This is a genomic window from Bradyrhizobium sp. SZCCHNS2022 (genome assembly GCF_032377575.1).
Lineage (GTDB): Bacteria > Pseudomonadota > Alphaproteobacteria > Rhizobiales > Xanthobacteraceae > Bradyrhizobium > Bradyrhizobium aeschynomenes.
Map to the genome: position 1 here is coordinate 1,404,808 of NZ_JAUHHZ010000001.1, position 12,470 is coordinate 1,417,277.

Sequence of the window (12,470 nt, forward strand, 5' to 3'; positions counted from 1 at the left end):
GGCCGGGCAGCCGATGGTGCAGACATGAGCGCGGGTCTCTTCCGTTTGCCAGGACTCAAGCTCGGCGGCGCCGCGGCGGCGGCGGGGCGCCGAGGCAACGAGGCTTACATTCCCCTCGGCGCTGCTGTATCCGGCCTTGTGGTGCTCGCGTTGATCATGTGCGGCGCCGTCGGCTGGCTGATCATGTCTGTCGACGACGGCGAACCGTCGGATCCCAGTCTCGCGCGGCTGACGTTGGATCACCCGAGCGGACAGTTTGAGGGCGAGGAGGATGGAACAGAGCCGTCGCGCGGCTTTGCGTCCGTGGTGCCGGGTGTGGCCGTCAGCGCCAACGCACCGCCGGCACCGCCATTCGCGGTCAGGTCCGGTCCGAGTCTGATGGATGCCAATGCGAGCCTTGCGCCAGCGATGCAGGCTGCGCCCTCGGCGGCGTTCGATCCGGCCGCTCTGTCCGGTCTGCGTATCAGTTCCCAATCCTGGCGGCGCGGCGGCCTCGGATCAAAGGCGCTGGTGACGTTCACGCTGCGAAACACCAGCGCCTTCACCATCAAGGATGTCGAGATCAACTGCGCCTTCAGCCGGCGTGATGGTAGCCACGTGACGGACCGTCGGCGGGTCGTGCCTGGAGAAATCCGCTCGGGCGGCCGCAGGACCTTCGCCGCGGTCCATGTCGGATTTGTCAACGTTAACGTCAGCACGGCCAAATGCGCGCTGGTTGCAGCGACGAAAATCTAATTATGTCGCGCTAGTTTCCCGCGGTCATTGAACCTGATTGGTCGGGCCGGGAACATACTGTCATGGTCCCCGTTAGGTGGATGGTCGGCTCAGGTGGGCCGACGGAGCGGTGAATTATGCCTATCTTGCGTTATTTTCTATTCGTCGGTGGTACTTTGCTCGCGCTGCTGGTCCTCGCGGATGCCGTGCTTCCCAGCGTACCGTTGCCGACGACCCTGACCTCCGCTTCGGATCTTCCCCCGGTACGCATTCAGTCCGCCCGCAAATGGCCAGAGCGGATCGTGATGGACACGTCGGTCGTGCCGCCGGCGCCTGCGATGATTGCCAAAGTGGAGCAGCCTGCGCCCGTGGCGGCCGCCGCCAAGGGCGACGTGCGCGACGCCTTCGCCCAGATGAATGTCGCCGACACCAAGCCGCAGGCCGTTGCCGCGGTGGGCGTCGAGGCGCCTCGGGCCGCGACCAGGATTCCGGAGACCGCGACCAAGCTCTCGGACGCCAAGAAGCGGAAGACCGCGAAAGCTCATCCTGGCAAGCCGATGATCCTGGTGGCTCAGCAGCCGCACGTCGGCGCGTTCTATTCCACCTGGTAACATCCAGTCCTTCGCTGCGTTCATTGCTGAGTGTCCGGGCCCGTCCTCGTGAATGAGATCGGTCGCGGCGACGTCTTGGACGCCGCCAGACTGCCTTGATCTTGCGCAAAGTGCGCTCCTTCCGGAGCGCCTAGCGTCACCTCGATGGGAACCAGGGCGCGTTGCCCCGTGGACCCAGGGAGACGCTCAATGACCACCACCCCGCCCAATCTCTCGATCTCGCCGGAGAAGGTCGCCTTCGTGGTGACCAAGGCCCATCAGTACGAAATGGAGGCGGCCGAGCCCGAGCTGCTGGCGGATCTCACCGACGATGACGCGGCTCCGGCAACGGGCGGACGCGGCGTAAACACGGACCGATCAGAGCTCGTCAGCTTCATCAAGGGCCTCAATGTCGATGAGCAGATCGATCTGGTCGCTTTGACATGGCTGGGGCGCGGCGACGGCTCGCTGGAAAACTGGGACGAGCTTCGCGCGCAGGCCGCTCAGGCGCACAACAACCGCACGGCCAGCTATCTCATTGAGACGCCGATGCTCGGTGACTATCTCGAGGAGGCACTGTCGGAGTTCGGCCTCTCGCTGGAAGATTTCGAAGAAAGCCTCTAGCGCATGGCGGGAGCGGCATCGGCCGCGAGGAACGGCGCTGATGCATGGGAATAACCAAGTGATGTCCTCGCTGTGCCATGGCGGGGACTCGAAGGCGGCCCCGCGCTGGGGTCGTTGACATCAAGGAGTAGGCTCATGGACAAGCTGAAGGTTGGGACCGGTGACTGGGTCGTCGTTTGCGATGGGCGCAAGGCGCTGATCCTCGAGAACATCGGCGACAGCATGTTTCCGAACCTGCACACCAAGGAGGTTCATGAGCATGAGAATGAGCGCACCAGCGCTCAAGGAGCCGATGCGCCCGGTTCGGTGCAGCAGTCGTTCGGCCATGCGCGGAGCTCGGTGGAGCAGACCGATTGGCACGATCAGGCGGAACGGGCCTTCCTCAAGCAGATCGCCGACCGCCTGCATCTCGCCGTCCTTTCAGGCGAGACCAAAGCCGTAACGATGGTCGCGTCGCCACGCGCGCTCGGAATGATCCGCGCCGATTATTCCGACGCAGTACGCAAGGTGTTGCATGGTGAAGTCCACAAGGACCTCGTGAAGCTTCCGGTCTACGAAATCGAGAAGCAGCTGCTGGCCTGAGCCGGCCGTCCGGCGCCGCAAAGACCTTGCCGACCGACATCACCGATCTCTCCTGCAGTCAGGGCCGGCTGTGGGGGAGGTCAATGCGTGCGTTCAAGAGACGCAGCCGTCTCTGGCTCGTTCGGCACCAGGCTCGCGTCCCGATGGATCGTCTCCTTTTCGACGATCTCATATCCGCATTCCTGTAGCCAGGCGATGAGCCGGTCTGCCATGGCATAATCCCATGTCGGGTAGGAGCGTGCGATGACTTGGCGCGGCGTGAGCTTGCGAGACATTCTTAATCCTTCGCGACCTGATCTCGTGATGCTCGAGAAATTCTCGTCGGGTGTCGCTGTTGAACCCCACAACGACGCGCGGGTTCCGGGGTCACGCGATCCGTCGATGCTGCATCGAACTCCGCGCCCTATGCAACGCAGAGCGAGCCCTCTGCGACGCGGGCCGATATGGGTCAGCAGGCGTTGATCGCGGGCGGCTGCAAGTCGTCTGCCGGCAGAACAGCGGACTCATGCAGCTTCTTCTCGACGATCTGATAGCCGCAATGATCCAGCCATGCGATCAAGCGGTCGGCCATGGCGTAATCCCAACTGGGATATGACCTGGCGATGACTTCGCGAACCGTCATTGTCTTAGCCATGGTGTCGACCCGTTGCTCCCTTGCATTTTCATTCGAGTATTCGCGCGCAACCCGGCGGCCGATCTTTCGTCAGCTGTCCGCGCCGTTCCTCCCAGAGGAGGCCTCGATCCAACCCGTCGGTTGTCCTTGTCCCAATTTTTCCGAACTTGTCGCCATGGTGCGGTGAAAATCGGATCGTTTCGTTACATTTGATGGCGAGAGATGACGTTTGTCTTTCTGCCGTGGCGCGGCACCCCGCAACGTTCTCAACTATGGTGAAAACCTTCTCGCCACGGAGTGCCAGACCATTTCGATGGCTGGCTGTGGCGCAGTCGTGCACGGAGTAAGGCGGGCATGTGGCGGGCGGCGCGGTGTTTCGTCACAGGTCCGGTCAACGGTTCGCTTCAGAACCGTGCCTTACTGCGGCGCGCGCTGGGCGACCAGCGCTGGAAAAGAGTGAAGCGCTCGAGGTTCTCAGCGGAGAACGCAGACGAACGGCCGTGGAGTGAAGGGAGCGAAGCAATGAGACTGGTAGTGCTGGCCGTGCTGACGACGGGCCTTGCGGCCGGAACGGGTGCGTCGGCCGCCAGCGAATCTTGTGGGCCCGGGTGCCATGTCGCTCCCAACGGCGGTTGTGTTGTGAACGGCTGGGAGCAGGGGGCGCCGGTATGGAACGAATGCCCCGCAGGAGCGCGGCCCAGACCGCCTTGCGGCGCGGCATTCCGATGGAGCCGCCCGGCAAGGGCTTGCGTCAGCAAGTGAACGGCGACCCTGGTCCGGGGCGGGGAGTTACAGAGGCTCGGACATGGCCTCGATGTCCAACGTGAACAGGCGTTGCTCGTCCGCATCGTCCGAGCGTGCCAGGACTTGCTCGAGCAGGCCGATCACGGCAGCGGCTCGCGCGTCCTCATTGGTGTCGTCATAGCTGGTGGCTGCGAGGATCGAACCGTCGGCCTCGCACATCGCCTTGATCTGAATAATCACCATTGCATCCCATGCCGCGTCGGATGTCCTAAAGACTGGCGGCAATCTTGTTAAATTCGCGCAAAATGGTCCGCATAAATCGCCGGTAAGGCCGCACCCTCGCGCCGCGACGCACGGATCCGGGTACCGCGCAGAACGCGCGCTGCTGTGTCAGCTTGCCTTGGCCTGGATCACCTCGCGCGGCGCACGGGTGCCCAGAGCGCGCCGGATCCAAGCCCGCGACGGCGCCTCGACGACCATATAGGTGATCCAGGCGACCGCCGTCGCAATCGCGACGAACAGACCGAGTCGAAGCGCAAGCTCGAGAACTCCTGGCTGGTCGGGCTTGCCGATCATTGCGAGGCGGATCAGGAATGGGTGCAGCAGGTATATCGAATAGCTGCATTCACCGCCGATGATGATGGCGCGGGACGACAGCCACCGCGCATGACCGTAGCGACTGGTGGCAACGAAGACGATCGAGAACGCCGTGATCTCGATCAGACGCACGCTGAGCTCGATCGCAAACGACCAGTCGGGCAGGTGCGGTTGCATGAACAGCAGCGCCGGCGCGCAGGCCAGACCCGCGAGTGAGAGCCAGAACAGCACCGTCACGCAGCGTCGTTCCGTGGGGGCCGGATCGGTGCGCGCGCGGTTCTGGTAGATCATGGCCGCGAAGCACCCGGCCAGAAACTGTGCCACGTGCAGGTAGGGCGCGTAGTAGGTCAGCCATTGCATCCCATTGTGCTGCAGGCTCGGCACGAGAGCCCGCAGCATGGCGTCGCCATAGGTGAAGAATGCCGCGATCGTGAGCGCGAACGCCAGGATGTTTGCTGCCGCAAGCCAGATCATCGTCGACAGCCGAACGACGCCGGCCAGCAGAAAGCAGACCAACGGAAAAAGTAGGTAGAAGAACAGTTCGACGCTGATCGACCAAAGGTGTTGGAGGGGCGGAACGACCGCCACCAGCATGGTGCCGTTCTGAACGGGAAACCAAGCCTGCGTCATCGTCAGAATAAAGCCGAGCGAAGGAGCGGAGAGTCCCCGGGCGAGCATGAGGTAGGTGACGATTGCGGCAACGAGAACGGCATACATCGGATAAAGCCGGGCGAAGCGCGCGATCGCGAATTCCCGAATGGCACCTGCGACCGGCTCGGCGTGAAAGCGTCCGGCGTAATTGAGCCAAAGGACAAACCCGCTCAGCACGAAAAACATGGTCATGCCGATGCTGCTGACCTGCGCGATCAACTCCGCCGGCCGGCCTTGGCCCAACGACGGTGCGCCGTGTCCGACTGCGACCGTTGCGGCCGCGACGAAGCGCAGGCCGGTCAGGGATCCAATGAAACGTTGATCATTCACGGGGAGACATCGTCCTCGCATCAGGGAGCCTGGGCGGGCTGCCCTGCATCCATGAGCGCGGTTGTAGGAACGCCGGTGCCCGCAGGCAATCCATCGCCGGTCCGTTGGAGCAAATTCCGCGGAGCAGATGTCTTTGGGGCATTCCGGCGGCGATCCACACGAGAAGGCGGAGGGCAAGCGCGGCCGAACCGTAGGGGGTGATCGTCCATCTAACCTATTGAATAAAAAATGGATTTGATCGTGAATGGGCACGATCGTGCCGGCCCATCTCGCCGCGGGCTTTTCTGGCGACCGCACCGATCAAGCATCGTTGCGACGCCCAGGGATTCCAGCACCTGGGCGGGACCGGCCGTGCATTGCACGGTCGCGCATGAGCCATTCTCAACGACAGGCGACCCGGCGGAACGACGCCGCTCGGCGTGTCTGATTGTTGCGCAGGTCAGATCCGGCCGGTGAGGCGGCTGACCGCATCGTCCGAGGCGGCCCGGACAGCGTCCAGCTTGCACATGGACTCGACAGCGGACCGCGGCTAGTTATCCATTGCGTCATCTCAGACGGTTGTTTGACGTTGCGCGCCTGATCGAGGACGGGAGCCGCCTTGCCCGCTGCACCATCTCAGCTCACCAATCAGACCGTCAACACCCAGTTGACGACGGATTGCAGCGCGCAGGCGGCCGCCACCTTCGACATCAACGAAAGCACCTGGATCACCTTCTTCGTCAACCCTGCGATTCCGTGCTGGATGGCGCTGGTGTCGGTCGGCGAATTTCAGGTCACGCTATCCGAAGACATCAGCGTCGCCAACGTCGTCCTGCGCAAGGGGCTGACCGTGGCCATGAACACGATGGGCTCCTACTACACGGTGACGATGACGGGAACGATCGTCGATTCGGGCAAGGAGAGCAGCTTTCCCGGAGCCGTCTTGGGCTCGTTCACCCGCGCGGCTGCGATGAAGCGTGCGGTGCAGATGCTCCAGATGCAGGGCAGCCGCTGAAAGGCCGTCCCGTTCCGCGCGAAATGTAAACACCAGAATGTTATCGGGCGCGTGCAGAGACTGTGATCTGGCACAATTGACCGTCTCATCCAACTCTGGTACACGCCACAACCTCTGATAGATTTCAATCAGTGGTAGTTTGATCGATATTTGATTCGTTTCAACTGCGTTGCCCGGATCTGCTGCAGGTCTCGGCCTGCGTTATTACAAAATGGGAGATAGCTATGGTCGATCACGAAGCCGTTCGTTTCACTGCTCCTTCGGTCGTCAAGACCCCCACCAGCCCCAACACCGATGTCGTAGCGACGCCGACCGGGGATACGAACAACACCACTCAGCTCGTCTTCGAGTATCAGGGGCGCATCCCTGTCTGGACGCCGGTGGTGTCGCAGGCGCAACCTCAGGTCGTTCTCGGGGCTGACATCACGATCGGCGCAACGACCTGGCGCAAGGGCATCACGGTCCAGTATGCGGCGCTCGGATCGACCCAGTACACCGTGACCATCATCTCGGGGGAGATCGTGGACGATCGTGGCCTCTACTCGCTCCAGGGCGTGACGCTCGGCATCTTCCCGATCAGCTCGTCGGTCAAGGCCGCGCCGTCGGCCGCCGCGTTGCGGACCGAAGAGTACCCGCGTGCGGCGTTCACGGCTCTGCCGACGGTGAACACCCCGACCAGCCCGAACAGCAATGTGGTGACGACGCCGAGCGGCGACACCAACAATACCACCTATGTCTCATTCCAGTATCAGGGGCGCATCCCGGTCTGGACGCCGATCGTATCGCAATCGCAGATCACTGCGGTGCTCGGCGCCGATATCACCATCGGGGCGACGACGTGGAAGGCCGGCATTACCGTGCAATATGCGGCGCTGGGCTCGGCGCAGTACACGGTGACCATCATCAAGGGCGACATCATCGACGATCGCGCCCTCTATTCACTGGCGGGTACGCTGCTCGGCATCTTCCCGATCGGGTGATACGGCCATGGACGCGCTTGCGTCAGCGCAGTTCGAGCAGGTCGGCTCCGCCGCGATCTATGAGACCAGGGTTGCCGGCTCAGTTGGCTGGGCCGGCTACCTGCTCGGCGCAGGTGCGTCGCTGCCACCGTTCATCAACTACGACGACTCGCTGAAGAAGTACGGTGGCAGCTATCTCTTCGCGACGCAGCGGCCCGCCGATCTCGATCGGGATCCCGGCGGGTTCGCCAAGCGCGTTCGTGATTACATCGGCGCGGCGACGGGCAACCGCGCCGTCGTCTGGCTGGCATCGGCGAACCCGGTCGTGTTCGGCGATTTCAAGCGCTATGGCGTCGGCTTCATCAATCTGCCGCCGGTCTACCAGGTGTCGGGCAACCTGAACCTCTGGTTCGCCGGCAACGCCAAGTTCTACGTTCTCGATCAGAGTCGCATCGACATCGATGGCGGGGCTCTGCGCCTGTCTGGCTCGGCGACGAGCTCGCCGCCGTTCATCGGCTTCTCCGGCAAGGGCGACAATCCGCTCGGCATTCGGATCGCGCCGGCCAACAGTCGCATCTACGCCTACGTGCCGTTCAGCGGCGCCAATACGGGCTGTGTGACCTTCGATGGCCTCCTCGATTCCAAGCAGGCCTTCGTCGCCCAGGGCTTGGGGCAGGGCTTCCGCTACACCATCAACAACAGCGCCGCGACGTTGCTGCAGGCGGCGCAGTATGCGGCGATGACGGTGGCGGCCTTGCCGCCGCAGCTTTCGATCGCCGGCGCCTTCGACCTGGGTGATCCCGCCAACCGCGTCATTGATGGAGCGCTGCTCGAACAGGGCTATCTACGCTCGGGCTTCGCCATCAAGGCCGCGCCGGCGCTGACCAGCGAATTCCGCACCACCGGCGGACGCGTGGTGCAGCTGACGCCGCTCGGGGCCGGCAGCGCGGATACGGCGCCGGCGCTCGGGGCAGGTGGCTTCGCCTTCGCCACCAGCGTCGCGAAAACGATCGCGACCGATGCCGGCACCGCCTATCTCAGCCTGGCGGGCCAATACGCGCTCAGCGCCGACGGCAGCTCGGGTGGCCAGGTCGCGAAGCTGATGGGCGGACTGTTCGGATCGGAAGCTCTCAGCTTCAAGACCTACGATGCGAACCTGCCTGCCGCACAGAACGATCGTCTCAACGCCATTCCATCAAAGCCCGGCTATGCGCCGGTGTTTCCGTTCGAGACGGCGGATCTCAACCGCCCCGCGAGCGGCGCCGTCGCGCCGCGCCTGACCGACGACTATCAGACCTCCTGGGTGACCATCATCTCCGGAGGCGGCGCCGTCGACTATCTCGCCGAGCCGGAAGGCAGCGCGATCTACGGAGCCGCCGCAGCCGGTGTCCCCGACGACGCGGCGATCCTGCAATCGGCGCCGCCATTCATGCCGCTCGCTCAGGGCAGCGACAAGACGTTCCCGCTGGTGCCCTACGGAGCCGTGGCGAGCAGCGGCGTCGACGGCGCGACGCTCGTCCAGTTCGAAAGTCAGATCGTCGCCGCAACCCGCAAATCGCTGATCTCGAGCTATGGCAGCAGGACGTGGTCGGCGCGGGTTCAGGCGGCGCGCGCGCATGCGTTGCACGGCACCCTGGCCGACGGACCCGGTACCGATGGGACAACGCCGCAAGGCTTCATCATCGAGCGCGATCGGGGGACGGGAGCCTATCTGAACGTCAGCATGGCCCAGTCGCTCAAGCAAGACGGCAAGACTCTGCCGTTCGCGCTGTCTCATCCGACTCCGGCGATGCAGGACGCATTGCAGACCAACCAGCTGTTTCTGGTCGCCGTCAATCCGGAACCGTTCGGCACGGGGGCTCAATTCGCCAACACCGTCAACATCGCGGGCTGGACCATGACTGCGGCAGTCGGCGCCGGAGCGTCGGCGACCGCCTATCGTAACGTGATGATCATGAAGTTCTGCTCCGGCTCGTTGCTCGACCGGGTCACCAATGCCAATCGCTGGACCTCGGCCGAGCAGTTCTCGCTGCTGCCCGGTACGCCGCCGGCCACAGCCGCGCTGTCCTACACCGGTCTGTCGCAATGGCTACAGGACTACATCGCAGACGCGATCACCAGGTCGAAGGGCACGTCGGGTCCGTTCTACGAGAATTTCGCGCGCATCGCCCAGGATCCGAACTGGACCGGCGTCATCGTGCTCGCGGCCGATCTCGGCCAACGCGATATGCCGCCGGAGATTGCGGGCCTAGCCGCCGGCATCGACTTCACCCGTTTCAATGCTCATCATTTCGGCTTCACCGTGAGCCGCGTCACCGTCGAGGCGAGCACCGGTAAGATCACGATGCCTCCGGGCAGCTCCAGCCTGTTCGGCCTGATCGACTACGAAGATCCGCGCTATGCGATGAACGTCTCCAATGGCGTCGCGCCTGACGTGCCCGTGCCGGTGCAGATGAGCGGCGATTTCGATTTCACCGTGCTGCAGCTGCAATCCTTGTTCGAGAATGCCAGGCTGACGCGGTTCGACAGCCATGTCCAGCTCTCGGTTGCAGCGCTGTTCGGCGCGCCGGTGTCGCGCCTGTACTCGCGCGGCAAGCCGCAGCCCTTCACTGGGATCGTGCTCAAGGGCAGCTATGTCGATCAGGGCGGCCGCACGGCCTATGTCTTCGAGCAGAACACGACCAACGTGCTGACCAGCCCGTCGAACGTGCTGCCGGCCGTCGCATTCGACCGTGTGCAGTTCAACACGCTCGGCACCCAGGACCAGGGCGCGACGGTGGCGAGCAACTTCCTCGTCTGGGGGCAGCTCGATTTCACCGCGCTCGAAAGCACCACCGGAGAGACGCTCGACCTGCTGTCGTTCGGCAGTCCGCCGGACACGCCGGAGGCGGCGCTTGGCGTCGGCCTCGCCTTTTCCGGTCTCGCCGTGGGAATGACCTATCCGCAGGCGACGCCCGGCGCCAAGCGGTTCCAGGTCGCGACTGGCAATCTCGCGTGGAATCTCAACGGCTCGACGATGCGCGACACCAGCCTGTTCCGCGGCTTCGCGCTGCAGCTCAAGAGCTTCGTCAACGCCTCCGGCGATCAGAAGCCGTCCGATCTGGGCTTCCTGCCGGTGACGTCGCAGCTCAACCTCACTGAGCTGGAGGGGCCCTGGTTCGGCGTCGTCTACGACGTCACGCTGGGCGGACCGGGTGCGCTTGCCTCCGGCGTCGGCTTCCAGTCGCAGTTGCTCGCCGCCTGGTCGCCGGTCACCACCGGCGCGGATGCGGAGCATGCGGTTTTCATCGGCATGAGCCTGCCGGGCGCGGCACCCGGTGCCAGCCTGTTCAGCATCCAAGGCGTCATCAAGGTCGCTGTCGGCGCGATCTCGATCCTGCGCCAGCCGGTCCCGACAGCAACGGGGCGTATGCTGGCCGACGCCGCTCCGAAATGGTTCTACTGCCTGCGGATCGACGATATCGCCATCAAGATCTTCGGCATCGCCAAGCTGCCGCCGTCCGCCAACATCCAGTTCTTCCTGTTCGGCGATCCCGACAACACCGGCAGTCTCGGCTGGTATGCCGCCTATGTCGCCGACGACAATCCGGGCTGCGAGCAGTCGCTCGCGTTTGCCAAACGCAAGCCCGAGCTGCAGGAGCCGTCATCATGACGCGGATCCTGTTCTGGAACATCGAGAACTTCTCGGTCAACAAGATCTTCTCGGCGTCGATCAAGCGGCAGCGCGGGCACGGCGGTCTCAACGACATGCAGAGCGCGATCCAGCGTCGCGCCGTGATCAACGCCGTGCTCGCCGCCGCGCAGCCGGACATCATCGTCATCATCGAGGTGAGCTCCGGCGACAACGCGCCGAACGCGCTGGCGAGCCAGACCGGCGGGATCAATGCGCTCGCCATGGTGCAGTTCGGGCTCAACAATCCAGGCACGATGGTGGCCGGCGGATGGAACGCAGTGCCGCCGCTCTATACGGGGACCGGCGGTCGCTCGGAGACCGTGGGCATTCTCTTTCGGCGCACCAACAATGCAGGCACGCTCAATCGCTACTTCACCGGACCCAACATCTGGACCGGCGGGCACGCCGGCCTGTCGGTGCCGCCGGGCGGCGGCGTCGCTACGCCCTACAATGGCATGGCGGTGCCGGTCGGCGCCGTCAACGTCAACGGAATGCTGGTGCCGCCGGGGCTTGGCGGTGTGCGGCAGATCCCGGCAGGGGCCCAGCACAATGGCGGTCTCAACGAGGATGTCGTCGCCGCGCGCATCGCCTTCACCACGCCGCTCGGTGCGGGCGTCGCATTCGGCGGATTGCGCGAGCCGTTCATGGCGACGTTCACGGAGGCCGACAATCTCGGCAACGTGCAGCGGGACATCACCATCTTCGGCATCCATTCCCCGCCCAACAACCCTGCGGCGGCGAACTACATCACCACGCTGTCGACCATCAACGACATCGTGGGCGGCTTGGGCGCCAACGAGACGCGGGTGATCGGCGGTGATTTCAACGTCAATCTGTTCGCGGTGAACGGCACGGCCTCGGGCCTCTACAATCCGCTCACCGGTGGCCCAGGCGCCTATACGCTGCTCGTCGGTCCGACGGCAGTAGGCGTTCCAGTCAATCTGGACCAGTACAAAGGTTATTTCTCCACCCATATCCGCGGCAAGACCAAGACCGCCGCGTCGAAATTCCTGTGGTCCAACGGCGGCGGGCCGGGCCAGAGCTTCTATCCCGGCTACGGCTATGTCGGCTCCAACTTCGTCGCCGCGCCGTTCTACTCGATCGATAACGTGCTGGTCTGGCCGCATAATGGCTTGCACAACTATCAGACAACGATCATGAACACCGTCAGCGGCACGCCGATGAACGCGGTGATGGGTCCGCCGGACAATCCTCCCCCCGGTGCGATCGCTTTGGCCAACCAGTTCACCGCGGCGCCGATGGGCTGGCCCGGCGCACCCACGGCGGCGAACTATCCGGGGATCGGCGGCGCCGGAAATCTGACCGGCTGGAGCAACTACGGACGCGTTCGCAACACCAGCGATCACTTCGGCATCTTCGCCGACATCTGAGGGAGCGC

13 protein-coding genes are annotated in these 12,470 nt (G+C 64.0%); 9 read left to right on the forward strand and 4 right to left on the reverse strand.

Going from position 1 to position 12,470, the window contains the following annotated elements:
* The first annotated feature begins 24 nt into the window (after positions 1-24).
* The 4 genes from QXZ94_RS06235 to QXZ94_RS06250 all read left to right on the forward strand — a co-directional run bounded on the left by QXZ94_RS06235 (position 25) and on the right by QXZ94_RS06250 (position 2,510).
* Positions 25-735, forward strand: coding sequence for a hypothetical protein (locus tag QXZ94_RS06235; protein ID WP_315719669.1), 711 nt, complete (start codon positions 25-27; stop codon positions 733-735).
* Positions 736-851: 116 nt separating this feature from the next.
* The gene (locus QXZ94_RS06240; RefSeq protein WP_315719670.1) at positions 852-1,325 is read left to right on the forward strand and encodes a hypothetical protein; all 474 of its coding nucleotides are present in this window, start codon (positions 852-854) and stop codon (positions 1,323-1,325) included.
* Positions 1,326-1,514: 189 nt separating this feature from the next.
* Entirely contained in the window at positions 1,515-1,928 is a 414-nt protein-coding gene (locus QXZ94_RS06245) for a DUF3775 domain-containing protein (RefSeq protein WP_172108383.1), read from the forward strand.
* 135 nt (positions 1,929-2,063) lie between these two features.
* Entirely contained in the window at positions 2,064-2,510 is a 447-nt protein-coding gene (locus tag QXZ94_RS06250; protein ID WP_315719671.1) for a host attachment protein, read from the forward strand.
* 80 nt (positions 2,511-2,590) lie between these two features.
* Here QXZ94_RS06250 and QXZ94_RS06255 read toward each other — a convergent pair whose 3' ends face one another.
* Both QXZ94_RS06255 and QXZ94_RS06260 read right to left on the reverse strand, forming a co-directional pair.
* Positions 2,591-2,785, reverse strand: coding sequence for a hypothetical protein (locus tag QXZ94_RS06255; RefSeq protein ID WP_315719672.1), 195 nt, complete (start codon positions 2,783-2,785; stop codon positions 2,591-2,593).
* 173 nt (positions 2,786-2,958) lie between these two features.
* Positions 2,959-3,144, reverse strand: a complete 186-nt coding sequence (locus tag QXZ94_RS06260) for a hypothetical protein (RefSeq protein WP_172108389.1) — start codon at positions 3,142-3,144, stop codon at positions 2,959-2,961.
* Positions 3,145-3,645: 501 nt separating this feature from the next.
* Here QXZ94_RS06260 and QXZ94_RS34380 point away from each other — a divergent pair.
* On the forward strand, positions 3,646-3,885 hold the full coding sequence (locus QXZ94_RS34380; protein WP_409998732.1) for a GCG_CRPN prefix-to-repeats domain-containing protein: 240 nt from the start codon (positions 3,646-3,648) through the stop codon (positions 3,883-3,885).
* A gap of 27 nt (positions 3,886-3,912) precedes the next feature.
* Here QXZ94_RS34380 and QXZ94_RS06265 read toward each other — a convergent pair whose 3' ends face one another.
* Both QXZ94_RS06265 and QXZ94_RS06270 read right to left on the reverse strand, forming a co-directional pair.
* The gene (locus QXZ94_RS06265) at positions 3,913-4,110 is read right to left on the reverse strand and encodes a hypothetical protein (protein WP_409998733.1); all 198 of its coding nucleotides are present in this window, start codon (positions 4,108-4,110) and stop codon (positions 3,913-3,915) included.
* A 147-nt stretch (positions 4,111-4,257) separates the two neighbouring features.
* The gene (locus tag QXZ94_RS06270) at positions 4,258-5,445 is read right to left on the reverse strand and encodes an acyltransferase (protein WP_315719673.1); all 1,188 of its coding nucleotides are present in this window, start codon (positions 5,443-5,445) and stop codon (positions 4,258-4,260) included.
* A 598-nt stretch (positions 5,446-6,043) separates the two neighbouring features.
* On the opposite strand from QXZ94_RS06270, the gene QXZ94_RS06275 reads away from it, so the two are divergent.
* The 4 genes from QXZ94_RS06275 (at position 6,044) to QXZ94_RS06290 (ending at position 12,462) form a co-directional block, all read left to right on the forward strand.
* Positions 6,044-6,439, forward strand: coding sequence for a hypothetical protein (locus tag QXZ94_RS06275; protein ID WP_315719674.1), 396 nt, complete (start codon positions 6,044-6,046; stop codon positions 6,437-6,439).
* Between the two features lie 224 nt (positions 6,440-6,663).
* Positions 6,664-7,419 carry a hypothetical protein gene (locus QXZ94_RS06280; RefSeq protein WP_172130635.1) on the forward strand — a complete coding sequence of 252 codons (756 nt, stop codon included), beginning with the start codon at positions 6,664-6,666 and terminating at the stop codon, positions 7,417-7,419.
* A 7-nt stretch (positions 7,420-7,426) separates the two neighbouring features.
* Complete coding sequence (locus QXZ94_RS06285; RefSeq protein WP_315719675.1) at positions 7,427-11,050, forward strand: hypothetical protein; 3,624 nt, start codon at positions 7,427-7,429, stop codon at positions 11,048-11,050.
* Positions 11,047-12,462: a hypothetical protein gene (locus QXZ94_RS06290; protein WP_315719676.1), complete on the forward strand. Its 1,416-nt coding sequence runs from the start codon at positions 11,047-11,049 to the stop codon at positions 12,460-12,462. Before QXZ94_RS06285 ends, QXZ94_RS06290 begins: the two co-directional genes overlap by 4 nt.
* Positions 12,463-12,470: the final 8 nt, after the last annotated feature.

Bases quoted from the DNA above. Each gene is read 5' to 3' on its own strand.
- QXZ94_RS06235 (WP_315719669.1), top strand. From the start codon at position 25: ATGAGCGCGGGTCTCTTCCGTTTGCCAGGACTCAAGCTCGGCGGCGCC.
- QXZ94_RS06240 (WP_315719670.1), top strand. From the start codon at position 852: ATGCCTATCTTGCGTTATTTTCTATTCGTCGGTGGTACTTTGCTCGCG.
- QXZ94_RS06245 (WP_172108383.1), top strand. From the start codon at position 1,515: ATGACCACCACCCCGCCCAATCTCTCGATCTCGCCGGAGAAGGTCGCC.
- QXZ94_RS06250 (WP_315719671.1), top strand. From the start codon at position 2,064: ATGGACAAGCTGAAGGTTGGGACCGGTGACTGGGTCGTCGTTTGCGAT.
- QXZ94_RS06255 (WP_315719672.1), bottom strand. From the start codon at position 2,785: ATGTCTCGCAAGCTCACGCCGCGCCAAGTCATCGCACGCTCCTACCCG.
- QXZ94_RS06260 (WP_172108389.1), bottom strand. From the start codon at position 3,144: ATGGCTAAGACAATGACGGTTCGCGAAGTCATCGCCAGGTCATATCCC.
- QXZ94_RS34380 (WP_409998732.1), top strand. From the start codon at position 3,646: ATGAGACTGGTAGTGCTGGCCGTGCTGACGACGGGCCTTGCGGCCGGA.
- QXZ94_RS06265 (WP_409998733.1), bottom strand. From the start codon at position 4,110: ATGGTGATTATTCAGATCAAGGCGATGTGCGAGGCCGACGGTTCGATC.
- QXZ94_RS06280 (WP_172130635.1), top strand. From the start codon at position 6,664: ATGGTCGATCACGAAGCCGTTCGTTTCACTGCTCCTTCGGTCGTCAAG.
- QXZ94_RS06285 (WP_315719675.1), top strand. From the start codon at position 7,427: ATGGACGCGCTTGCGTCAGCGCAGTTCGAGCAGGTCGGCTCCGCCGCG.
- QXZ94_RS06290 (WP_315719676.1), top strand. From the start codon at position 11,047: ATGACGCGGATCCTGTTCTGGAACATCGAGAACTTCTCGGTCAACAAG.